Annotated in this window: 19 protein-coding genes and 2 tRNA genes; 14 read left to right on the top strand and 7 right to left on the bottom strand. The window is 57.0% G+C overall.

The features are described 5' to 3' along the window. Window positions 1–9: 9 nt before the first annotated feature. From K1X75_09515 to K1X75_09475, 9 genes are all read left to right on the top strand, one after another. Window positions 10–924, top strand: a complete 915-nt coding sequence (locus K1X75_09515) for a cytochrome c oxidase subunit II (GenBank protein MBX7058288.1) — start codon at window positions 10–12, stop codon at window positions 922–924. A 36-nt stretch (window positions 925–960) separates the two neighbouring features. Further along, window positions 961–2,592: a cbb3-type cytochrome c oxidase subunit I gene (locus K1X75_09510; GenBank protein MBX7058287.1), complete on the top strand. Its 1,632-nt coding sequence runs from the start codon at window positions 961–963 to the stop codon at window positions 2,590–2,592. Between the two features lie 18 nt (window positions 2,593–2,610). After that, window positions 2,611–3,330, top strand: coding sequence for a cytochrome c oxidase subunit 3 family protein (locus K1X75_09505; protein ID MBX7058286.1), 720 nt, complete (start codon window positions 2,611–2,613; stop codon window positions 3,328–3,330). Window positions 3,331–3,349: 19 nt separating this feature from the next. Then, a complete protein-coding gene (locus K1X75_09500) occupies window positions 3,350–3,745 on the top strand; it encodes a cytochrome C oxidase subunit IV family protein (GenBank protein ID MBX7058285.1) in 396 nt (131 codons plus the stop codon). Window positions 3,746–3,823: 78 nt separating this feature from the next. Further along, complete coding sequence (locus tag K1X75_09495; GenBank protein ID MBX7058284.1) at window positions 3,824–5,956, top strand: thioredoxin domain-containing protein; 2,133 nt, start codon at window positions 3,824–3,826, stop codon at window positions 5,954–5,956. A 52-nt stretch (window positions 5,957–6,008) separates the two neighbouring features. Beyond that, window positions 6,009–6,082: transfer RNA gene (locus K1X75_09490), tRNA-Cys, on the top strand. A 41-nt stretch (window positions 6,083–6,123) separates the two neighbouring features. After that, window positions 6,124–6,209, top strand: a tRNA-Leu gene (locus K1X75_09485). 21 nt (window positions 6,210–6,230) lie between these two features. Beyond that, the gene (locus K1X75_09480; GenBank protein ID MBX7058283.1) at window positions 6,231–7,064 is read left to right on the top strand and encodes a hypothetical protein; all 834 of its coding nucleotides are present in this window, start codon (window positions 6,231–6,233) and stop codon (window positions 7,062–7,064) included. Window positions 7,065–7,083: 19 nt separating this feature from the next. Next, window positions 7,084–8,184: a hypothetical protein gene (locus tag K1X75_09475; protein ID MBX7058282.1), complete on the top strand. Its 1,101-nt coding sequence runs from the start codon at window positions 7,084–7,086 to the stop codon at window positions 8,182–8,184. On the opposite strand, the gene K1X75_09470 is transcribed toward K1X75_09475, so the two are convergent. The 3 genes from K1X75_09470 to K1X75_09460 are packed head-to-tail and all read right to left on the bottom strand — an operon-like array spanning window position 8,165 to window position 11,134. Beyond that, window positions 8,165–8,641, bottom strand: a complete 477-nt coding sequence (locus K1X75_09470; protein MBX7058281.1) for a VOC family protein — start codon at window positions 8,639–8,641, stop codon at window positions 8,165–8,167. The two genes, K1X75_09475 and K1X75_09470, sit on opposite strands and share 20 nt — an antisense overlap. Window positions 8,642–8,678: 37 nt before the next feature. Then, window positions 8,679–10,571 (bottom strand): glutamine-hydrolyzing GMP synthase, encoded by a 1,893-nt coding sequence (gene guaA / locus K1X75_09465; GenBank protein MBX7058280.1) that lies wholly within the window; start codon window positions 10,569–10,571, stop codon window positions 8,679–8,681. Further along, the gene (locus K1X75_09460) at window positions 10,568–11,134 is read right to left on the bottom strand and encodes a TlpA family protein disulfide reductase (protein MBX7058279.1); all 567 of its coding nucleotides are present in this window, start codon (window positions 11,132–11,134) and stop codon (window positions 10,568–10,570) included. Before K1X75_09460 ends, guaA begins: the two co-directional genes overlap by 4 nt. Window positions 11,135–11,294: 160 nt before the next feature. On the opposite strand from K1X75_09460, the gene K1X75_09455 reads away from it, so the two are divergent. Both K1X75_09455 and K1X75_09450 read left to right on the top strand, forming a co-directional pair. Then, the gene (locus K1X75_09455) at window positions 11,295–12,200 is read left to right on the top strand and encodes a putative porin (GenBank protein MBX7058278.1); all 906 of its coding nucleotides are present in this window, start codon (window positions 11,295–11,297) and stop codon (window positions 12,198–12,200) included. An 84-nt stretch (window positions 12,201–12,284) separates the two neighbouring features. Next, window positions 12,285–12,590 (top strand): STAS domain-containing protein, encoded by a 306-nt coding sequence (locus K1X75_09450; protein MBX7058277.1) that lies wholly within the window; start codon window positions 12,285–12,287, stop codon window positions 12,588–12,590. A 9-nt stretch (window positions 12,591–12,599) separates the two neighbouring features. Here K1X75_09450 and K1X75_09445 read toward each other — a convergent pair whose 3' ends face one another. Further along, a complete protein-coding gene (locus tag K1X75_09445) occupies window positions 12,600–13,253 on the bottom strand; it encodes a gamma carbonic anhydrase family protein (GenBank protein ID MBX7058276.1) in 654 nt (217 codons plus the stop codon). Window positions 13,254–13,256: 3 nt separating this feature from the next. Then, window positions 13,257–16,418, bottom strand: a complete 3,162-nt coding sequence (locus K1X75_09440; GenBank protein MBX7058275.1) for an AAA family ATPase — start codon at window positions 16,416–16,418, stop codon at window positions 13,257–13,259. 129 nt (window positions 16,419–16,547) lie between these two features. Here K1X75_09440 and K1X75_09435 point away from each other — a divergent pair, with 129 nt between their 5' ends. Together K1X75_09435 and K1X75_09430 are read left to right on the top strand one after the other, a co-directional pair. Beyond that, window positions 16,548–17,657 (top strand): aminotransferase class I/II-fold pyridoxal phosphate-dependent enzyme, encoded by a 1,110-nt coding sequence (locus tag K1X75_09435; GenBank protein ID MBX7058274.1) that lies wholly within the window; start codon window positions 16,548–16,550, stop codon window positions 17,655–17,657. Beyond that, on the top strand, window positions 17,654–18,475 hold the full coding sequence (locus tag K1X75_09430; protein MBX7058273.1) for a prepilin peptidase: 822 nt from the start codon (window positions 17,654–17,656) through the stop codon (window positions 18,473–18,475). The genes K1X75_09435 and K1X75_09430 overlap by 4 nt, the downstream gene beginning before the upstream one ends. A 12-nt stretch (window positions 18,476–18,487) precedes the next feature. Here K1X75_09430 and K1X75_09425 read toward each other — a convergent pair whose 3' ends face one another. Next, complete coding sequence (locus K1X75_09425; GenBank protein MBX7058272.1) at window positions 18,488–20,542, bottom strand: cAMP/cGMP-dependent 3',5'-cyclic-AMP/GMP phosphodiesterase; 2,055 nt, start codon at window positions 20,540–20,542, stop codon at window positions 18,488–18,490. 243 nt (window positions 20,543–20,785) lie between these two features. On the opposite strand from K1X75_09425, the gene K1X75_09420 reads away from it, so the two are divergent. Next, window positions 20,786–21,139 carry a hypothetical protein gene (locus tag K1X75_09420; protein MBX7058271.1) on the top strand — a complete coding sequence of 118 codons (354 nt, stop codon included), beginning with the start codon at window positions 20,786–20,788 and terminating at the stop codon, window positions 21,137–21,139. 23 nt (window positions 21,140–21,162) lie between these two features. Here K1X75_09420 and trxA read toward each other — a convergent pair whose 3' ends face one another. Beyond that, window positions 21,163–21,477: a thioredoxin gene (gene trxA / locus K1X75_09415; GenBank protein MBX7058270.1), complete on the bottom strand. Its 315-nt coding sequence runs from the start codon at window positions 21,475–21,477 to the stop codon at window positions 21,163–21,165. Between the last annotated feature and the right edge of the window lie 9 nt (window positions 21,478–21,486).

Genomic DNA, 21,486 nt, shown 5'->3' with positions numbered 1-21,486 from the left:
GACATTGTCATGATCGCAATCAACCTCGTGGTCATCCTTGCCTTTCTGCTGGTCAACGGCGTACTGGTATACTTCATCGTACGCTACCGGCGGCGAGGCCCTGATGATCAAACCTCGAAGATCGCCCACAGCACGATTCTGGAAATCACCTGGACGGTAGTTCCGACCATTGTCTTTTTTGCCCTCTTCTTCTGGGGCCTTTTCGCTTATCTGGATTACCGTCGTATTCCGGAGAATGCCCGTGAAATCACCGTCCGCGCCTGGCAGTGGGGCTGGGAGTACAACTATCCCAGAGACCTGGCGCAAAATCGCGAGCGCCCGGTTCAACTGAAGACTACGCGCGACGTTTTCCTGGAGGAAGGCGTCCCTGTGAAGTTCGTCATGACCTCCTCCGATGTGCTGCACTCCTTTTTTATTCCCGCTTTTCGTTCCAAAGAGGACGTCGTGCCGGGCATGTTTACCTATGTAAGCGTCACGCCGGTGCTCAATGCTGCATACCAGCAGGCAGGCCGCGCCGAGTATCCGATCTTTTGTACGGAATACTGCGGCCGTGACCACAGCTACATGACCGGCACCGCAATCGTACTCAACCATGCCCAGTTCAGCGCGGAGATGGCCAAATTGGAGGCGGAGGCTTCCAATATCACCGCCGATCGCGGGGCGGAGATCTATCGCAACGTCTGCCACAGTTGTCACTCGCTGGACGGCAGCCGCATCGTAGGGCCCTCCTTTAAAGGACTCTACGGAAGCCGTCGCGATCTGGAAGGCGGAACAACGGTAGATGCAGACGAAAACTACGTTCGCAATTCCCTGCTTAATCCGGGCGACCAGATTGCGCGTGGCTATCCCAATGCTATGCCTCCACAAAATATGAGCGATTCCGAAATACTATCGATGATTGAGTTCTTGAAGGCCCAGCGCTGAGCGCGGCCGTATTCGGCGCAGGAGAGGAAACGAACCATGTCACACGCTGACGCCTCGGTATCTTACCTTCAGGAGGGCCGCTCCGTCTGGGGCTGGCTGTCTACCACGGACCACAAAAAGATTGGGATCATGTACCTCTACACGATCCTGACCTTCTTCATTCTGGCCGGCGCTGCGGCGCTCCTGGTACGACTGGAGCTGATTGCCCCAGGACCAACGATCGTTGATCAACAGGTTTACAACATCCTGATGACCTTTCACGGCGCAGCGATGGTCTTCTTGTTCATCGTGCCCGGCATCCCGGCGACGCTTGGAAACATTTTGCTGCCAATGATGATTGGCGCCAAAGATGTCGCCTTCCCGCGTCTGAACTTGATGAGCTACTATGTCTATCTGGTCGGCGCAATGATCGCTCTGATCTCTTTGCTCAGCCCGGCGGACACTGGCTGGACCTTCTACGCGCCGTACAGCTTGAAGTCCGGTTCGCTGGTCATCTGGCTTACGCTGGGCGCTTTTGTGATGGGCTTTGCGTCGATCATGACTGGCTTCAATTTTATCGTCACGATCCACCGCATGCGCTGCCCGGGTCTGACCTGGAACAAGCTGCCGCTTTTCATCTGGGCCATGTATGCCACCTCAATACTTCAGGTGCTGGCCACCCCAGTGGTCGGGATGACCCTGGTAATGTTGATCATGGAGCGTGTGCTGGATATTGGCATCTTCAATCCAGCCAAGGGCGGCGATCCGATTCTGTTTGAGTCGTTCTTCTGGTTTTACTCGCACCCGGTCGTATACATCATGATCCTGCCAGGCTTCGGCATCATTGGCGAAATATTGCCGGTCTTTTCGCGCCGGCCGATCTTTGGCTACAAGGCGGTGGCCTACTCCTCGCTAGCCATTGCGCTGGTAAGCTTCATCGTCTGGGGCCACCATATGTTTGTCAGCGGCATGAGCGATTGGTCGCGCTGGGTTTTTTCCTTTTTGACCTTCTTTGTAGCCGTGCCAACGGCAATTAAGATCTTCAACTGGATCATGACGCTCTGGAAGGGCTCCATCCATTTTGAAGCGCCCATGCTTTACGCCCTGGGTTTTGTTTTCATGTTCTCCATCGCCGGTCTGACCGGCATCCACCTGGCTGTGCTGGTAACGGACGTGCAGCTGCACGATACCTACTTCGTGGTCGCACACTTCCACTACACGATGCAGGGCGGCACAGTGGTGGCGCTCTTTGCCGGCTTGCATTACTGGTTTCCGATGTTTACTGGCCGACGCTACAATGAGAAGATGGCCTTCTGGGGCTGGCTGATGTTGTTCATCGGCTTCAACCTCACCTTCTTCCCGCAGTTCTTCCTTGGCATGGAAGGAATGCCCAGGCGTTACTTTGACTATCTGCCGCAGTTCCAGACCTGGCACGCAATATCAACAGTTGGCTCCTGGCTGAACGGAGGATCCTACATTTTCATATTGGGCCATCTGCTCTACGCCGCCTTCCGCGGCGAAAAGGCGGAGCAGAACCCCTACCAATCGTTGTCTCTGGAATGGCAGACTACGGCGCCGCCGCCGACCACTAACTTTGCCCATACGCCTACCTTCCCGGAATCGATCTATGATTACGGCACGATGGACGACGGGCATGCTGGCGGGCACAGCCAGCGCAAAGCAGGATAAGGAAGAAGAGAGAAGCGCATGTCAGCAAGTACTCACGCTCTATATCGCGACAAGCACCCGGTGCATGAAGAGCTAGGCGGCTACGAAGGCGCCAAGCTTGGCATGTGGCTCTTTCTGGCCACAGAGCTTCTGCTGTTTGGAGTGCTCTTTGCCTTGTTCTTTATCTTTCACGGCAAATTTCTGGAACCCTTTAAGGCTGCGCACCACACCCTCGACAAGGTGATGGGCGGCCTCAATACGGTAGTGCTGATTGTCAGTTCGCTGTCTGTTGCACTGGGCCTGGACGCAATTCAGCGCGGCCGCCGCAAGCTTTCGATGATTTGCATGGGCATTACAATCGCGCTGGCTGGAACCTTTTTGGTGGTTAAGTATTTTGAATATTCAGAAAAGTTTCACCACCACATCTTTCCTGGCAATGCCACGATGCTCAAGGACGATGCCGTCCACGAAATCGTAAGCGTAGATGACTATATCGCACGGCGTAACATGGGGCCGGAGGAAGCGGCCGATTTCAAGAAGGGCGTGAATCTGTTCTTTACTTTCTACTTCATGATGACGGGCGTTCATGGACTGCACGTCATCATTGGCATGACGGTACTTTTTATCATCATGCTGAAGATGGGCGGCGGACGGTATTCGCATTGGTACTACACGCCGGTGGAAAATGGCGCCCTCTACTGGCACCTTGTGGACTTGATCTGGATCTATCTATTCCCACTGTTCTATCTGATTTCCTGAAAGCAAACGGAGAGTTGAAATGCATATCCCAGACCAGGAAAGTCGCGGCCATATTTCGCCCACTGGATCCTACTTCATCGTCGGCGCCTTGCTTCTATTTTTGACGGTGGCAACAGTGGCCGCCTCTTACAAGAATTGGGGCGCAGATATCGGCGGCGGCTTTGCCCTGAATATCAGCATAGCTATGGCAATTGCCACAGTCAAAGCCACGCTGGTCTTGCTCTACTTCATGCACATGAAATACGAAAGCAAACTGGTCTGGGGCTTTGGCATCGCTTATCCAATTTTGCTGTTCTGCATTTTGCTGGGCTTCCAGGTGCTGGACGTTCCCTTGCGTCGCAACCCGCGTCTTCCGGCTGCCGCACACTCACTGCAGCAAAGCCCGGTTGGGCAGGCGCAAACCGCCAGCCGCTGACGACTGCGGCCGCAGCGATCGGTCAGAGGGGACGCCGTGGCGTCCCCTTTTTGTTTTTCTGGTTAAGAGCGCCTGCCGATGATTTCACCTGAGCAAAAAGCGAACCGATTGATTCATGAGCAAAGCCCCTATCTTTTGCAACACGCCTACAACCCGGTAGATTGGTACGCCTGGGGCGATGAAGCATTTCAGCGCGCCGCAGCCGAGGACAAGCCCGTGCTGCTCAGCATCGGCTACGCCACCTGTCACTGGTGCCATGTAATGGAGCGAGAATCCTTTGAGGATGCGCTCACCGCCGAACTGTTGAATCGCGAGTTCATCGCCATCAAGCTGGATCGCGAGGAGCGCCCCGACGTAGATCAGATCTACATGCGCGCCCTGCACGCCACCGGACAGCACGGTGGGTGGCCGTTGAACATGTTTCTGACTCCGGATCGTCGACCGATCACTGGCGGCACTTACTTTCCGCCGCGGCCTTCCTTTGGGCGTCCCTCCTTTCAGCAAGTTTTGACACAGGTAGCGTCCGTCTGGCGCGAAGATCGAAAGCGGGCGCTGGACTCTGCACAGCTATTGCACGAATTTCTGACGCAGCCCCAAAGTCGCCAACCGGCCGCCGATGCAGCTCGGCCAGAACTGCTCCTGGCGCAGGCCGGTCGCGCTCTGGCTTCTACTTTCGACGGAGTGCATGGCGGATTTCTCAGCAACGGCCCGAATAAGTTTCCGCCGTCCATGGCCTTGCTCTTACTGCTCGACTTGAATGAGCAAGGGCAATCGCCAGAGGCGCTGCAAATGGTTGAGAAGACCTTGAGCGCAATGAAGTGCGGCGGCATCTATGACCAGGTCGGCGGCGGAATATCGCGCTATTCTACCGATCACCAGTGGCTGGTTCCGCATTTTGAGAAGATGCTCTATGATAATGCTCTCTTTGCACGCGCACTTTGCGAATGTTACCGCCAGACAGGCCGCGAAACCTATCGTCAGTGGGCGCTGGATATTTTCGAATACCTGCGCCGCGATTTAACAGCCCCGGAAGGCGCGTTTTATTCGGCGGAAGATGCCGATTCGGAGGGCGAGGAAGGGAAGTTCTATGTCTGGTCGCTGGCCGAATTTCGCGACGCCCTGGCCGCGGGCGGCTTGAGCAAACAAGAACAGGACCGCATGCAGCTGTACTGGGGTCTTGAGGCGGGCGGCAACTTCGAAGGTCAGTCCATATTGCACGCACCGCATGATGATGAGGCATTCAGCCTGCAAAACAACTGCACTATTGCGGAATTCAAGGAACTGCGGAGACGTGCACGCCAGGCATTGCTGGCTACGCGCAACAGACGCCCCCGGCCCTTGCGCGATGAGAAGATACTGCTGAACTGGAATGCGCTGATGATCAGCGCCCTGGCGCGAGCGGCGCAGGTATTCGACGATGGCGAACTGGCCCGGCGCGCCTGCGTGGCTGCCGATTGGCTCATCCAATCGCTGCGTAAAGCCGATGGCGCCTATCTGCGTCGCAGCTGCCAGGGAGAGGCTCGCTTTGCTGCACAGCTTTCCGACCTCTCGCTTTTTGCCAACGCCTTGATTGATCTCTACCGAACAGAATTTCGGAGCGAATACTTGCTGGAGGCCAGGCGAATAGCCGAACTCATTTGCGATCGCTTCGAGAGCGGCGATGGCCTCTATTTTGAGAGCGAGGCCGGCGCAAGCGATCTGATCGCGCGGATTCAGGAAAGCTACGATGGCGTAGAACCATCGGGCAATGCCGCCTGCGTGGAGTTGTTCAGCAATCTGGCGCGCTACGGTTTCGGAATGCAATGGCAGGAGCGCGCGACTGAGGCGCTAAAACGATTGAGCGAATCCATAGCTGCGTCGCCCGCGGCACATTGTTATGCATTGCATACGCTCTACCTTCAGCAGCGGCCGCTACAGGAGATTGCATTGTGTACGGCGACCGATTGGCGCGAGGATGCGGAGACCGGAGCGCTCTTAGGCAATCTGCGCCGGCGGCTTGGGCCGGACTCCATTGTAGCCGTCGCCAGCGATCATGAGCCCACGCGACCTGCGCTGCTTGCGGATCGGCTGGCGGGAAGCGCTGGTCGTCGCTATTTTTTTTGCCAGGATTTTCGCTGTCAGCTCCCCGTTGATGGTTCCGCTGCGCTGCTTGCGCAAATCGACTCAGCCAGGGCGGGGACCCGAGAAGCGGCCGATGATCAAGACCTCTGAAGCTTCCCGCTTGACCCCGGACTCTGGCGCACGAAACTGACCGACCGGAAACGGCGTCGTAGCCAAGTGGTAAGGCAGGGCTCTGCAAAAGCCCCATCACCGGTTCGAATCCGGTCGACGCCTCCAACCGGTTCTCAATTCCATCTTGCCTTCCCGATCGTCTAATTGCCCGGGTGATGAAATGGTAGACATACAGGACTTAAAATCCTGGGGCCGCAAGGCCGTGCGGGTTCGAGTCCCGCTCCGGGTACCATTTGCTATCCTGCTGGTCGGTATGACTTTTCTGACCGGGCCCTTGCTGGCGGACACGGTTGTCTTGCGCAGCGGCGAAACGCTCATCTGTCGCATCGTCGGCCAGACTCAAACTACCATTACCGTACGCCTGGAAAACGGCGCCAGGCGCACCCTCCAGAAGAGCGCAATCAATCGACTTGGTTACGACAGTCTGGACCTCCAGCGCGACGAGCAGCGGCGGCAGGCGGATGAACAGAGGAAGCAGGAAGAAGCGCGTCGCCGCGCTGAGGCAGCCGCGGCCGCTGCTGCCGCCGCCAATGCCGCCAACCAGTCACAGCAACCAGATGTTGAATCAGGTCGTCCGGGACTGTGGGGTATTTTAGGGCGATCGGCGCTGATTCCCGGCTGGGGCCATTACGCCATGGGCGAGGATACCACCGCGGCAGTTTACGCTGGCGGCGCGGCGGTGCTGGGCGGTTTTCTGATTGCACGCCGCCAGAGTGCACGAGCCGCACAGGCGCGCAATGAACAGGATGTGTTGACAAACTACGCACTGGCCGCGTCGCCGGAGGCGCCGCTTCCCATTGAACGCATTTTTCTATCAATCTATGCAAACAATCTGGCCCTGGGCGGTTATCAAGACAGGGTCGATCGCTATCAAAATACTCTGACTCTCTTTGGTTTTTTTTATCTCTTCCAGATTCTGCACGCTGCATACGACTATGAATGGAATCAGACGGCGCAGGCTCGGCGGGACAGCCAGTGGCAGCTAGTTGCAGGCTGGCGGCCCGCCCCTGGGGCCGCGCCGCAGCTTCACGTCCGCCGGTACAATCTGGAGGGCTATGGAGAAGCAGGTTACCTGTGGCGCTATTGACAGGCGTATACTGAACAATATGAAGCTTCGAATTGTTTGCCTTTCCATGTTGGTCGCGTTGGCGCCTGCGCACTGCCTGGATCTGCAGCGTTCGCAGCTGGATACCTCGGGAGACGAGCTTCTGAGCTGGGCGGGCCTTTTGTTGCGGCCCTATTCCGTGGACATGGTCGCACCAACCATGGACGGCAAAGTGTTCGTTTCACGGGATGGCTACAACTGGTCGCTCTACATTGTCAACCCTGCGGCCAATCAACTTAATGCAGCTGTCTTTACTGGTGCAGGCTGGATTGTTGCCGGCGCTGCATTGGCTACCGGCCAGTGTGGAATCTTTGCTTCAAGCCTGGGCGAGTCAACGTGGACCCTGGTCGGCCCGGCGCTTGGCAGCTGCTCTGGCGGGAATATCAATGGTCTGGCTTCCAATGGCTCTGGTCGCGTGGTAGCCGTAGGCGCCGATGGCGGCGGCACGACAGCGATTTACTATTCAAGCGACTATGGCGCATCGTGGACGCAAGGCAGCTCTTCTCTTGCCGTAGGCGCCCTTTCCAGAGCGGCCTTCGCCGCCGGCACATTCCTTACCGGTCCAACCGGCGGCACAATTAGTGTGCTCAGCTCTGCAGACGGCGTGAGCTTCACGCCACTCGCTCAACCTTTTGGCGCAGGTGCGGGGCAATTGACGTCCTTTAATATTTCGGGCGTCGGCATCTATGCTGGCGGCATAGCGCCGGATACCCTTCCCGAGGTGCGCCGCAGCGCCGATGGCGGCGTAACGTGGAGCGCCCCCGCCGCTGATGTCTTTGGCAACTCTGGCGCCGCGCCCCCGGCCGGCCTGGCTGTGAACAACTTTTTCTTCCCATCCGCCCTGGTCGCTGTGGGCGCCGCCTGTCTGGTCGATCGCAGTACAAATCCAATTGCGATTCAATTCAGCGGCGCTGCGACCGCCATGACGGGATGTGTAACCACCAACTGGAACGGTCTGGTCTATGATGGTCTGAAATTTGTAGCCTCCGGCAATAACCCGCCGCTGTCCGGTTCCATCGCCGTTTCGCCAAGCGGCGCTGTTTCGGACTGGAGCATCATCAGCCTGGGATCCACGCTGCCGACTACGATTGCCCACCGTTGAACGCCTTGACCACATCGGCGGGCGCCTGCACGAGCTCGATCAGTACTCCTTGCCCGCCTATGGGCGACTGCTCATTGCCCTTGGGATGAATAAAAGTAACATCAAAGCCTGAAGCGCCCTTACGAATCCCGCCGGGAGTGAAGCGAACGCCTTTTGCCGCAAGGAATTCGACACAGGCCGCAAGATTATCCACCCAGAGGCCAATGTGATTGAGCGGCGGCACATGCACTTTCGGGCTCTTCTGCGGATCGATGGGCTGCATCAGATCAATTTCAACGGCGTGCGCGCCGGCGCCTATGCGCAGAATATCCTCGTCGACGTTTTCCTTCTCGCTTTGAAAACTATGTTCTACTTTAAGACCAAAGATCTCAACCCATAGTTTCCGCAGGTCTTGCTTGCTTTCGCCGCCAATTGCGATTTGCTGGATGCCAAGAATTCGAAAGAGACGTTCGCTCATTTGTTCCTCTTACAGAAAAATTCGTTCAGCTCGCCAATTACTCCCACTCAATGGTCCCTGGAGGTTTGGAGGTCAAATCATAAAACACAGCATCGATGCCATCCAGTGCGATCAAAGTTTGACTGAGTTCCCGGAGCGGCAAAATATCCATCTCAAATACTGCAGCCGTCATTGCGTCAGTAGAAACGATTGGTCGCAATATGAGAGACTCGCCGCCGCTGGCGCTGCCGCCAGGGGCAAGCACAACCGGGAATTGCCAGATGCGCGAATAGAGGCCATGTCCTATTTGAAAATTGTGAACGATGCGATCGGCTTTCTGCAAGAGAGCCACTCGCTTCTCGTTCAGGTCATAGTGCGGCCGCGGGCGCAGGGCTGCGATATCGACCTCCGGACGCGCCGCTACCGCTAGCAATACCCGGTTCAGCGCGGAAAATCGATTGGGAATTTTTCGAGCCAGAGAAAGCAGAACGGGCCAGTGCAGCTCTTGCATCGCAGACAGGCCGCCCTGCGGCCACAAGGCGACACAGCGTGCGTAGCTACGCTGGTCGCCCTGGACGCCGACCGAATGGAATGGAAGCAGGGCTCCCTGCAGCTGACCATTCCGCAACTCGGCGGCCAGCGGGTCGGAACTGTCAGGAAGCAGGGCCTTGCGCACTTCCAGCGCAGCCGGATCCTCAACCGGCGCCTTTTCCATACAAAGGCAACGTACCGCAAGGCCTGGCCCCGGAAAAGGATGTCGGTCGACGATGGCGTCGGGCAGTCCAAGCAGACGACCCAGCTCCCTGACCTCGTCCTTGTACAGGTCGCGCAGCGGCTCAACAACTCGGCCGGCGGCGATCAGCGCCTCGATCGCGGGGACGCGATTGTGGTGCGTCTTGATCTTGTGACTGTGCCTGGTGGCGCCGGACTCTATGGTATCAGGATAAATCGTACCCTGTCCCAGGAACCAATCCGCCGCATTTAGCCCGAGTCTGGTTGTCTCGCTAGCCTGTACTTCCAGGAAGAGTTCGCCGATGATCTTGCGCTTGGCCTCGGGTTCAAATACTCCCTGGAGTCGCTCAAAAAAGAGAGACTCGGCATGAGCGGTGTGCAAATCCACGCCCAAAGCGCGCAGCGCTGCTTCAACCTCCGCGCCTTCGCGATCGCGCATGAACCCAGTATCCACAAAGAGCCCCAGCAAGTGATCGTGGGGCAGAACGCGCGCCAGCAGTGCAAAGGCGACCGTCGAGTCAACGCCGCCGCTGATCAGGAGAAAGACCTTTCGGGCCCCCACCTGCTGGCGAATACGCTCGGTTTCCAGTTCCAGAAAGCCCTGCAGGCTCCAGGTATCGGCGACGCCGCAAATCCCTAGAAAATTGCGCAAATAGAAGTCGCCGCGCTCGGAGTGACGAACTTCAGGATGGAACTGAATGCCATAAATTCGACGCTGGAAATCGGCGACTGCCGCGTGCTGACAATCTTCCGTACTACATATGGTTATGAATCCCTCTGGGAGTTGATCGACCTCATCGCCGTGACTCATCCAGACTGTAGCGCGGGCGGTCTCAGATTCGCCCTCCAGCAGACCCTCGGCGCGAAGAACCTCTAAGTGCGCCGGCCCATACTCTCGACTGGCGGCGGCTCGGACTTTCCCGCCGGCCTGCTGCATGATCAGCTGATGACCGTAGCAGATGCCTAGCACAGGCAATCCGGCCTCTAACAGCGTCGGACTCGAAGTCGGCGCTCCCCGATCGTAGACGGACGCGGGACCGCCGGAATAGATCAAGCCGGCGAATTCTCTGCGCGCTTCTTCGACTGTAAGTTCGGAAGGCGAAACAATTTCGGAATAAGCCCCCAGCCGCCGAATGCGCGAGGCGATGAGGTGTGCATACTGTCCGCCGAAATCGAGTACTGCAATTTTTTTGCCGCGCAGATACTCAGGAGCGCTCATAGAGCAAGGCCCAGCGCAGCGAGCAGCGATCCGGTCGCCCAGCGGCGTACTCTCGCCTTGAGAGCAAGGTTCATTCCCGTTGACATTGACTCGATTCTCCCTTCCGCATCCAGATAGACCAGGGTCGGGTAGGCCTGAATCGAATAGGCGCGATGGAGCTGTCCGTCTCGGTCCGAATAGATATCGTAGTTCATTGGCGTCTGATCACGAAAGTTGCGCAACGCCAGCGGGTGCTCTTCACTGATCGCAGCAATGTGCAGTCCGCGGCCTTCCAGTTCGCTGTGCAGTTGATTCAAATCGGGAATATCGCTGCGACAAAAGCCGCACCACGTCGCCCAGAAGACCAGCAAGGTCTTCTGTCCCCGTCGCACCGGATCAACCGACGCGGATCGCCCGCCATCTGGCGGCACGGAAAGCGCAGCGATTACCGGAACGGGTTTGCCACGCAATTGCCACTGTTGAATCCAGTTCGGAGCGCGCTCCCAGGCGACCCAACCGAAGAGCGCAAGGGCCAGAAGCAACGTGAACGTATTGGACTTCAAAAAGACGATCAGTCGATTCATGTATCTATCGGGTCAAAAGAGACCGCTCCGGTCAGCATCGACTTTGGCGGCCCGGCTGCGACCTATTTTCCTGAACTGTGTTGCACTACAGCGCGCCCTGTTTCTGGCGTTCCTTGCCGCTCCTGGCGCCCCGCTGCTCGCGCAGATGGAAGTCGGCGTAATGGCACAGACAACCAGCGGCGATCTAATCTTTGAGACGGGCAGCCGCAGCCCCGATTTCTCCGGCTTTCGGGGCGGTTCGCGACTCACTTATCCGCGCAATCTGGTGCAACCAGGGCTTGGCCTGCGCTGGGGTGTCGGCGCCTGGGAGCTGGGCGCTCAGCTACAGGGCACGGGCTGGCGACAGCATCCTGGCAGGGCGCGAAACGAGGACTTTACACTACAACCGGAGAGCACCATTCGTCGCAACGGCTTTGATTCTTCGAACTGGAGCTATCGCGATTCAGCCTACGTAATCAGCGCCGGTCGAAATTTTGCGGATGCACACGGTCGCTCATCGATGACTGAATACGGAGCTGGCCTTCGAGTACGCTGGTTTCCCTTCGACGATCAGTCGCGCGAGGGACTGTTTGCAGAGGCGCAGCTTCAGTATCGCTACAACAAGCAGTACATCTATGACGCCTGGCAGTTCATTGGCGCCGGAAATGTTATCTTTTACAGTCCGATTGGCTCCGGCAATACGCTGACCAATGTGATCTGGGAGTATCCCCTTGGCCCGGGCTATCGCTTTAGCAGCGGTCCGTGGCGTTTTGAAACGGCCTTGCTGATCAACAATGGATTCAACCGGGGGCGCGATTTCCATTTGCAACGGGCTATAACCTTTCATATCAAAAATGGCGCCGGCGACGGCGGAATCCTGCGCGGCGCCATTGGCTACAAGATTGATGAAAGTTATCGTTTGGAATTTGTTATGGAAGCCAGACGCTACTTTAGCACCGGAGAGCTCAGCTCCACCGGCGGCCTCGGCTCGGAGGCCGTACTGGTCGCTGTTGCCGGACCCCAGCGCGTCTGGCTTTCGGAAAAGGAATTCCGGACCAATCTTTCCTTATGGGCCAGAATAGACTGAGCGACGCTAATCCTCCTTGACCAGGGGTTGCAAGTAGCTCACAAATGCCGCGTGGATATCCAGCGCGTCAGCCAAACAGATGAAATGCTGCTTCTGAAACTTGCCGGCAAATTTGACATTGAGCAAAGCGACTACTTTGAGAAGACTTTCAACCAGCTGGCGGCCGGAAAGCCCAAGCGCGTGTGTCTGGATATGACCGACGTCAACTTTATTGACAGTTCCGGAATTGGGGCGATGATCAAGGCCTTAAATCTGGTTAAGAGCGGCGGCGGCGAAATGATTTTGTTCGGACTGAAGCCGATGATTCTAAGCGTATTCAAACTGGCCAAACTGGATAACTTCTTCAAAGTTCTCAGTCCCGAGGAATTCCGACTGAAATACGGAGGCTGAAGTCTCGCGCTAGATCCCCATTTGCTCGATCAAGTCGCGGGCTTTGGCCAGAAAGTCCAATTCCTGCTGTCGTGAAAACGGTCCATAGCTTCCAGCAAGCCTCCGGCGAGCCAGCTCAACGTACTCCAGGCTGCCAGCAACAATCAGCGCTGTCTTCGCGGCATGCTCGACGATTTTCAGTTCGTTGCCGCGCTGAATCACCAGTGCGCGAGGCGGTATCTTTCGACCGCCGCGAATCATACAACCAGCAGTAACCATGGCGCCATCGCCAATTTCGGCGCCGTCGAGTACAACGCTGCCAATTCCAATCATTACAGCCCGACCCAGTCGACAGCCATGCAGCATCACATTGTGACCGATCAGCGAATAGTCGCCGATATCAATGCGGCTGCGCGAATCGGTATGCAGCGTCGTGTTATCCTGGATGTTTACAAATCTGCCAAGTTGGATTTCATTCATGTCGGCGCGCAACACCGCTCCGCCCCACACTGAGCAGCCTTCGCCCAGAGTCGTCATTCCTTCCACTACAGCCATCGGGTGAACAAAGGGCCGACCTGGAAATTCGTCAGCGCTGCGAGCGAAGGGCCCTGGAGCGCCGGACAGCGCTTGCGTCTTGCCTGCGGGACGCGCCGCCGTTTTTCGCACGGTTTTTTTGGATGCCATTGTTCAAAGCACCGCGGCGTTATGATGGCGATGGATCAACTCCGTTACGCGGCCGGCCAGCAGCGCCGGCAGTTTAGCATAGGTCTCGCCGCCAACATGCACATACTCGGGGAAAATCGAGTGGCCTATAGCGCGCGCGCCAAGGCCGACGCCCAGCGTGATAATTCCGCGGCGGCCAAGTTGATCGACCATTTCCTTCAATCGCGCCGTATCCGGACTGGACAGGTCCTTTTCCATCGTGACTTTGCCCCGGGCGCCCCGAAAATCGGATATGATAGCGAGAATACGGGTCCGTGCGCCGGCGCTAAAGTTTCGCGCCAGATCCTCGCCAATTTGAAACTCGGAAACCGTGTCGCCATGCCAGCCGCGAGCAAGACCGTAAAACAAATCCTCTTCTTTTCCGCCGCTAAAGGCATCGTTCAATCCGTTGTACCACATCACATCAATGGACTGCTTCATGTTACTGAGATCGGAATAGCCGCAGACGCCAAAGGGAAGCTCATGATTGCTCAAAATTGTGGCGCAGCTCATGATCGCGACCAATGTCGCAATAGAATACTCGAAATTGAAAATACGTCGACCTTTGTTGACCGCAAAAAGTATCTCAACCCCGCGTAGCTTGTCATCTTCCACAGAGACCGCAGAACGATCAAAGACTCGCCCATCGCCGCGGCCATGAATATAGGCAAGATAGCGCCTGGCATCGACCCGCGATCCTTGCGCCATATAGCGCCGCGTGATCTCCACCTGCGGATCCAGCAAGCGGTCAAAATCGAGCGTCACACGGGAGATCTCAGGTCCAAAAATTTCTCGGAATTCGTCGAGCGTGACGCCGATATTGTAGTCCCAGAGCGCACGGCGTTTCTTCAGGAATTCCTTGTACAGTTCTTCGGTGCGATAGCCCCAGGCGCCGCCGCCCTGGCCGGGCTCTCCCTGCCCCTTGTTCCCCTGGGTGTCCGAGCCATACCAGGCATCGGCGCCTTCCTTGGTCTGTCCGCCCGTTTCGGGCGTATTGATATTGATGCCCTGCTTGAGGGCATCGCCCTGCACTTTGGCTTTGAATGTTCCTGTATTTGGCGGACGAAAGTGCTCCTCCTGGTTCCACCAGACCTTACGACTGAGGTCGCTTTGTTGAATCAGTTTTTTTTTTAGGCCGCTTTGAAAGGCCTGCAGCGCTTCTTCCAGCGACGCTCCCGATAGGAGCGATTCCAGCAGCCGCGCTACGCGTTCCCGTTCAACAGTGTCCGACAGTTCATTGATATAAGCAATGCCGGCGCCGCGCATTGCATTCTCCTGCAGCGTACGAGCATCCGTGATCTGATCGACGCAATTGGAAAGGTAGTCGCACCAGCGCCGGAGGTTGGTAAGTCCAAATTGATACGGTTGTAGATTGCCCGCCCCGATTTCGCGCTGTTGCGCCCGCTCGCGAAGCGCCAAATGGAAGCTGGCCATCGCCTGGAGCAAGGAGGAAGCTGGCCCCTGCTCTTCAACGCCAAGTCGCGCCGCCGCTATCCAGCGCAAGGATGCGGCATCGACCACCGGCGGCAGCGCAATTGCCGTAAATCGATTGCGAAAGGCCCGCGAAATGGAGGGAGTGCTGCGCTGGTTGCGGAAGAACTTCAGACCGAAGACACGGGCCCTGGAATCGAGTCGTAGCGGCTCGCTCGCGCCGCTCTCTGGCGGCAGGGCCAGGGCGCGCGCATCATCCAGCAACATGTTCAGTTTCTCGACCAGTTCTGGTCCGGCCGCCTCCAGGCCCTTCAGCAGGATAAAATCACCGCGACGGATAGCGGCGGTGAGCGGACCGTCCACCCAGCGCACAGCCTCTTCCTCACGTACCGCTTCCGGCGCCGGCTTGAGTCCGCCAAGGATATCGGCGGTGTGCATGCCACGAGAGAGCGTAATGACTGCTAACGGTCGATCCAGCAACTCCGTGAAAAAATGAACATAGTCCTCCGGCTCAACATCCGATTCGCATTCGAGAAGTGCATTCTCGCCGAGCTCAATCATTCGAGCAATGGCCTCCAGCGAAGGCCGCACGGCAGCGGCCGGCGGCAGCCAGCGGAAGGCGGCGGCCACGGCATCGGCAAAGCTTCGCGCGCCAATATCATCGGCGCTGAAGTCCGAACGCGATAACGTCGAGCGACCAATGCGGATTGCTCGTTGCTCCTCCATGATCGCAATTTCAATTTCGTCGCCTTTGCGATCCGCCGGCGGCAAAAGCAAGCGCATCTGGGCGCTCAGATCGATCGCTGTTTCTGCTCTGGACTTTGCTTGATCATGGGAAAGGCCGCCCAGTCCGGCCATTACTGCCAGGCGCGCCTGTTGACGGTCCTCTGGACCGCGAAAGGTCCCAAGAAAAACGTCATGCAACTCCAGCTCCGGAGCTGCGGACGAGTTGAGACGGGCGCCCAGGCGCGACAAATTCCGAATATTGAAGTGGTAACGCTCCAGATCCCGCGCGCCGGCGCTACGATCGAGAACTGCGCGCTCCACTGCGGCGTTGGCGCGCACAATAGCGGAGGTCTCCGCTGCGCCCAGTCCGGGGAAAAGCCCGGAGAGAATCTGCACCAGTTCTTCCTCCGGATAAGCATCCACATAGACCGTTGCAAAACACTTTTGAATCTCGCGCGGCAGATTCTTGCGACCTTCAAATCCCTCGGCGGGGTTTTGCGTGGCGACAAAGCTAAATCCGGGAGCGGCCCGAACCACGCTGGCGTCGCCTTCCAGCAGCTGCAATTCTCGCTCGCTGAACACGGAATAGAAGCGCTTCAGCACCTCGGGCGGACAAAGGTTCATTTCGTCGGCCACAAAGACGGCGCCGCTGCGCATGGCGTGAGCCAGGGGGCCATCGGACCAGACGAAGCGATGGCTGCGCGGATCGATGCGATAGGCGCCGACCAGGTCCTCGGGCAGCGTGTCTTCATTGAAGCTATAGCGAATCGTAGGGTGGCGCCGCAATTGATTGATGTAGTAAACCAGTGCGTTCTTGCCAACGCCGGCATCGCCGACAAGCAGCAGATGCTCGTTCTGGATCAATGGAAAAAGTATCTTCTGCAGATTGCGACGAGTGGTCTCTGTCAAAACCAGCTTCGATTCCGGAATCCAACCGGGATTTTCATGGAAACGAGGAACCTGAATGCCGGCAATTTCTACGGAGGGCATGGTCGCAGGCTCAAGACGCCGGGCGCTGCGTCAATACCTTTAGACAGATTTGTCTACCGATTGGCCGCGCTTCGGTTTTTCAGTTGCTGCTGCGTTGCAGCAGCGCATCGCTGCAGAAAGAGGCAAACAATGCAAAGCGCTCCTGCACTACCGCTCTCAGAGCGTATGTCGCGCATCGATAGCTCCGAAATCCGCCGCGTGTTCCAGCTGGCCGGCGCATTGAAGGATCCCATCAATCTCTCGATCGGTCAGCCGCACTATCCTGCGCCTCTCGAAGTGCGCGAAGCCGCCGCACAAGCGCTGCGCGACGGTCGCACGGCCTACACAGAAACGCAGGGGATTCGTCCGCTGCGCGAACGCATTGCCCGGAAGTTTGCCGAGGTCAACGGCTTCCAGGTCGATCCGGATCACATTCTGGTAAGCTCAGGAGTATCATCCCTGATCAGCCTCCTCTTTCAGGCATTGGTGGACCCCGGCGATCGCATCCTGCTGACTGACCCGGCCTTCCTGATTTACCGCAGCCTTCTGCAATTCATGAACGCCAGCGTTGAATACATTCCTGAGAACTTTAGCCCCGAGGACCTGGCGGCAGTGAATCCGCGAGGCTTGAAGTTGATCATATTCTGCAGTCCCTCGAACCCATCCGGACGAATCATGAGCGAGGATCAAATTCGGCAGCTTGGCGAGCTTGCTGATCGCTCGGGAGCCTTGCTGGTAAGCGATGAAATCTATGAATGCTTCGACTATGAGGGCCGCTTTCACAGCGCCGCCGCGATCTATGATCGGGCCGTAACGCTGATGGGCTTTTCCAAGACCTACAGTATGACTGGATTGCGTCTGGCCGCGGCTGCCGGCCCCGCCGAGTTGATCAAAGCAATGACCACTTTGCAGCAATACACGGTAGTATGCGCGCCCGCCCCCATTCAGCATGCAGGAATCGTTGCGCTGGATCTGGATATGAGCGGCTATGTCGCCCAGTACAAAAGGAATCGCGACTACTGCGTCAGTCGACTGCAGGGTCGGCTGAATTTTGAATCTCCGCAGGGCGCTTTCTATATTTACCCGCAGATCCCGGGAACAGATCGAGAGTTTGTGGAGCGTGCGATTCGCGAGCAACAATTGCTGCTGGTGCCCGGCCGTATTTTTTCCAGAGCGCAAGACCGCGTCCGTATTTCCTATGCCGCCGAGGAGTCGACCCTGAAGCGAGGCATGGATGCCCTGCTGGCCCTGCTTGGATGAATGGTCTGGACTCGGCGGCGCGCTGGGCCGCGACGAACTGGATCGGCATCCAATGGGCGCTGAGCTTCAGCCTGGGCCTATTGCTTGGCAGCTTTTACACCGCGTTGAGTTCCAGGATCCTGCGCTATTGTTACGGTCCGTTGCGCAAGGCGCCGCACCGATGGCGGAACATTCTCCTGAAGCCATCGCACTGCTTCGAGTGTGGCCAGCGCTTGAACGCTCTGGAACTGATCCCCATCCTGGGATACCTCACGACGCGCGGCCGATGCAGTCACTGTGGTAGCGCGATCGGTTGGCGGACCCTCTTCGGCGAATGCTGTGGCGGAATCCTGGCGCTGGTCTTGCAATTCGGCGGCGCCGGGATGATGGAAATTTTCTTCGCACTCTGTCTGTCAGGACATCTGCTTGTTGCGGCGAGCACCGATTGGACCTGGCTGCGACTGGACCATGAGAACACTATGTTTGCTCTGCTCTTTGCTGCAGCGCTTGTCCTCGAACGCAGCCAGCAGAACTGGCGGCTCTTCATAGAGCAGGCCAGCATCGGGGCGGGATTTATGGCTGTCTTTGCGCTACTATCAATGCTGAGTCGCTGGCGCGGTCTGGGATTGGGCGATGCGCCGCTGGCTGGCGCCGCCGGCCTCGCGCTGGGTTTCCCCTGGAGCCTTATAGCTGTACAACTGGCGGCCCTGGCCGCATTGCTTTACATAGTCTTTGTTGCGCGCAATCTGCGCGCTCCAGCGCCGCTGGGCGCCGCTCTGGCGTTGAGTACGGTCTTGCTCTTGCCGGCGCCGCTGTTGTGGAGCCGCCTGTCGCCTTAATGGCCTCGGAGCTTACTGCCCATATACGTAGTTCAAACGCATATAGACGCCAGGATTATTGGTGATATAGCTTACCAAATCCTGACGCTCCAGACGATAAGCTTCCAGCTCGTCCTCGGCCACGAAATCAAAACTGGACGGCGCCTCTTTCTGCAGCATGTAGATTTCACCGCAAAAGTCGCCGCGACCGAGGCGCTCGATCGTGGCGCCATCGCGGACAGCCTCGACGCGCCCCGACTTGATGATGTAGGCTTCCGAAAATGTATCACCCTGACGGATCAGCATATCGCCGCGGCGGAAGCGACGCAAATCCATGATCAATTCCAGCTGCGTCTTCTGCGCCGATGTAATGCCGCGAAAAAAACGCGAACGGCTGAGCACATCCCAGGTGCCCGTTCGGCGAATTTCATTCAACATTGAGAACTTCAAATTGAGGCCCGAGCCTTTGATAAAATTCAAAAACTTGGTCTTCTCGATCGTGAGCGCTTCGACATCCGTTTCAGCAACGACGTCAGCGCTGCGCGGTTGATCCATAATCAGCGAGGCCTCGCCAAAGTACTCGTAGGACCCAAAGCGCTTGGCCCCTTCGCCCTGCTGGTCAATGTCCTGCTCCATCCCCTCGACGCGCACATTCCCGCTGACAATGATATAGAATTTGTCGCCCGGGGTATTCTTCTGTATGATCGTATCGCCGCGATGAAAGGTTTCCCGATCGACGACGGAAAGAAACTCCTTCGCCTTGCTGATCGGAAAGTCGCGGAATATGTCGATATTTGACAGGGCATCGAGTAAGCGGTATGCCTCTTCATGCCGCGGCGGCGTAATCGGCGGATAGAGCGTGTTTTCGATGCCAAAGCGCGCCAGGGTGAGCATCGAATTGGGCGGCATGTCCTTCTTGGCAATGTGGTAAACTGTAATCTTGCGCTGCACCTCGTCCGGGAGCGTCCGCAAGTAATCCACACGCGTATGCAGGGGCGGTATGCCAGCTTCGTGGTAGATGATCTTGTGGTGCCAGGGAAAATCCATCAAGTCGCGGTAGCGCGTATCTTTGAGTACGCCCCGATCGCGAAGGTCCTTAAAGCGCTCCGGATCATTCAGATGATCAGAGCTATAGATGAACGACTGATCCTGAAAAAAGAATTCAAAGCTGAGGCTGGGAATCGAATGGAGCGCATAGTTAAAGCGAAATTCCGCGCCATTCATCAAGTACGTCTTGCCAATGACGACGGGCACAAAGTCGAAAAGTGAGAACAGTTCCTTGATAGGAATGCGCGTAAGCGCATGGTACTTGCGCACAAAGGAGTGCATGACCGTTTCGGTTGAGTAGATGGTTATCTTGCCTTCTTCCAGAATTTTCTGGAAGGTGCCGGCATCGTGGTCGGCGTGGCAATGCGTGAGGATGATGGAGTTGATCAGCTTCGGATTTACGTTGGACTGACGAAGCCATTCAGTCGAATTGACCGGCGGATCTACCATGATTCCGTGGTGATTGATCCACAATAGAAAGCCGCTGGTATTCTCCTCCGGGTCAAAGCCATGGCTTGGCCCCAGGCAGGTAACGCCTATCAAGGGCGGCTGGTAAGGCTCGGGCATGCGTTCGCCGGCTTCATAGATAATATTGAAGCCGACTTCATCAGGAATCTCTATCGTTCGCTCCCAATCTTCGTCTTCCAGGTGGAAGTTCCCATTGGCGCCTTTTTCGATGAGCACGTTGTTCAGGCGGACCTTGTGATCCTTGAATATGACGAACTTAACCAGGTCGTCCAGCTGGCGATTTCCACGAAAGAAATCCATCTCTGACTTCATATCCGGATAGCCGAAAGTGTTCTCGCCATCGACATATTCGGATCGGAGGTCCACAACATCCGGTCCAAATACCGCTTCGTTGAGTACAACGATCAGCTGATCACGCTGCTCCCGGGTACATACAATGTAGGTTTTCTTTTGTCGCAGAAAGTGGTTGTAATAGATTGGGAACTCCAGCTCAGCAACGGAGATGCCCTTCTCTACATGAAAGAAGCTGTTGGGCAAAACGAAGATCTGCGGAGTGCTGCGCGGCAGCATCATCGTATCCTTGATTGTCTCGGGGGGGGAGCCAAACTGGACATAACCCACAGAGGTCTCGACAAGGTATCCGCCCCTGGGGAGCGTTGTATAGGGAGCGGTCAATTCTACACGGCTGAGCGCCATAGACGATGATTCCGAGCGGCATTTTGCGGCCCGACCCTCTTCGATCAAGGAGATTCAGCGGCGTTGCCATAAAAGACGCCCGGATTCGGGCGGTTTTTGGCGGTTGAATTTGTGAGAAACATGCAGCTCCGCATAGAAATAGGACCGCTCTGGAAGAAGGCGCTGATTCTTACTGCATTCTCTTTGCAGGGAATTCTGGCCTGGACCAGCTGTGGAGGTCCCCAGCGCGATGGCCGAATCCAGTCAGTAGTCAGTCCCGCAGCCTTGCACGTCCACGAGCTGTCGATCAACTATCGTCAAATCGCCAGCGGCGTTCGCGAATTTCCCTTACAGGAGGCCGCCGGACACCGCCATGTAGTACGGCTGACCGAAGACGAGGCCGCCGTACTCCTGACCGGGACGCCAGTCATTCTGGAAAGCAGCGAGGAGCAATTCCACAAGCATGCAGTCACATTGCAGCTATTTGGCGAATGAGACTGGAGCCGCCGCCCGGCTGCTCAATTCAAATGTCTTGAGAGAAAGCTCTTCAGTTGCGCCTTTGGCATCAGACCGGTGACGCGATCCACAGGCTGTCCGTCCTTGAACAGAACCAGCGTAGGCAGGTGAGTGATTCGCTGCTGCTGCGCAATCATCTGATTTTCGTCGACATTCACCTTGGCGAAGCTAACTTCCGGAACCTCGTTGGAGAGTTCTTCGACGATAGGCGCTACCATGCGGCAGGGAGCGCACCACTCTGCCCAAAAGTCGACAAGTACCAATCCCGGTCCTACGTCCATTGGAAAAGTTTGATCAGTGACTGTTTTGACTGACATCGTTTGCTC

It is taken from the genome of Leptospirales bacterium (assembly GCA_019694655.1).
Lineage (GTDB): Bacteria > Spirochaetota > Leptospiria > Leptospirales > Leptonemataceae > SSF53.
This window is presented reverse-complemented; position numbering and strand designations above follow the sequence as displayed.

What these genes read in the sequence shown, in the direction of transcription:
- K1X75_09420 (MBX7058271.1), top strand. Translation starts at nt 20,786, where the DNA reads ATGCAGCTCCGCATAGAAATAGGACCGCTCTGGAAGAAGGCGCTGATT.
- K1X75_09430 (MBX7058273.1), top strand. Translation starts at nt 17,654, where the DNA reads ATGAATGGTCTGGACTCGGCGGCGCGCTGGGCCGCGACGAACTGGATC.
- K1X75_09460 (MBX7058279.1), bottom strand. Translation starts at nt 11,134, where the DNA reads ATGAATCGACTGATCGTCTTTTTGAAGTCCAATACGTTCACGTTGCTT.
- K1X75_09455 (MBX7058278.1), top strand. Translation starts at nt 11,295, where the DNA reads ATGGCACAGACAACCAGCGGCGATCTAATCTTTGAGACGGGCAGCCGC.
- trxA (MBX7058270.1), bottom strand. Translation starts at nt 21,477, where the DNA reads ATGTCAGTCAAAACAGTCACTGATCAAACTTTTCCAATGGACGTAGGA.
- K1X75_09475 (MBX7058282.1), top strand. Translation starts at nt 7,084, where the DNA reads ATGAAGCTTCGAATTGTTTGCCTTTCCATGTTGGTCGCGTTGGCGCCT.
- K1X75_09450 (MBX7058277.1), top strand. Translation starts at nt 12,285, where the DNA reads ATGCTGCTTCTGAAACTTGCCGGCAAATTTGACATTGAGCAAAGCGAC.
- K1X75_09440 (MBX7058275.1), bottom strand. Translation starts at nt 16,418, where the DNA reads ATGCCCTCCGTAGAAATTGCCGGCATTCAGGTTCCTCGTTTCCATGAA.
- K1X75_09425 (MBX7058272.1), bottom strand. Translation starts at nt 20,542, where the DNA reads ATGATGCTGCCGCGCAGCACTCCGCAGATCTTCGTTTTGCCCAACAGC.
- K1X75_09510 (MBX7058287.1), top strand. Translation starts at nt 961, where the DNA reads ATGTCACACGCTGACGCCTCGGTATCTTACCTTCAGGAGGGCCGCTCC.
- K1X75_09495 (MBX7058284.1), top strand. Translation starts at nt 3,824, where the DNA reads ATGATTTCACCTGAGCAAAAAGCGAACCGATTGATTCATGAGCAAAGC.
- K1X75_09505 (MBX7058286.1), top strand. Translation starts at nt 2,611, where the DNA reads ATGTCAGCAAGTACTCACGCTCTATATCGCGACAAGCACCCGGTGCAT.
- K1X75_09470 (MBX7058281.1), bottom strand. Translation starts at nt 8,641, where the DNA reads ATGAGCGAACGTCTCTTTCGAATTCTTGGCATCCAGCAAATCGCAATT.
- K1X75_09445 (MBX7058276.1), bottom strand. Translation starts at nt 13,253, where the DNA reads ATGGCATCCAAAAAAACCGTGCGAAAAACGGCGGCGCGTCCCGCAGGC.
- K1X75_09515 (MBX7058288.1), top strand. Translation starts at nt 10, where the DNA reads ATGATCGCAATCAACCTCGTGGTCATCCTTGCCTTTCTGCTGGTCAAC.
- guaA (MBX7058280.1), bottom strand. Translation starts at nt 10,571, where the DNA reads ATGAGCGCTCCTGAGTATCTGCGCGGCAAAAAAATTGCAGTACTCGAT.
- K1X75_09500 (MBX7058285.1), top strand. Translation starts at nt 3,350, where the DNA reads ATGCATATCCCAGACCAGGAAAGTCGCGGCCATATTTCGCCCACTGGA.
- K1X75_09480 (MBX7058283.1), top strand. Translation starts at nt 6,231, where the DNA reads ATGACTTTTCTGACCGGGCCCTTGCTGGCGGACACGGTTGTCTTGCGC.
- K1X75_09435 (MBX7058274.1), top strand. Translation starts at nt 16,548, where the DNA reads ATGCAAAGCGCTCCTGCACTACCGCTCTCAGAGCGTATGTCGCGCATC.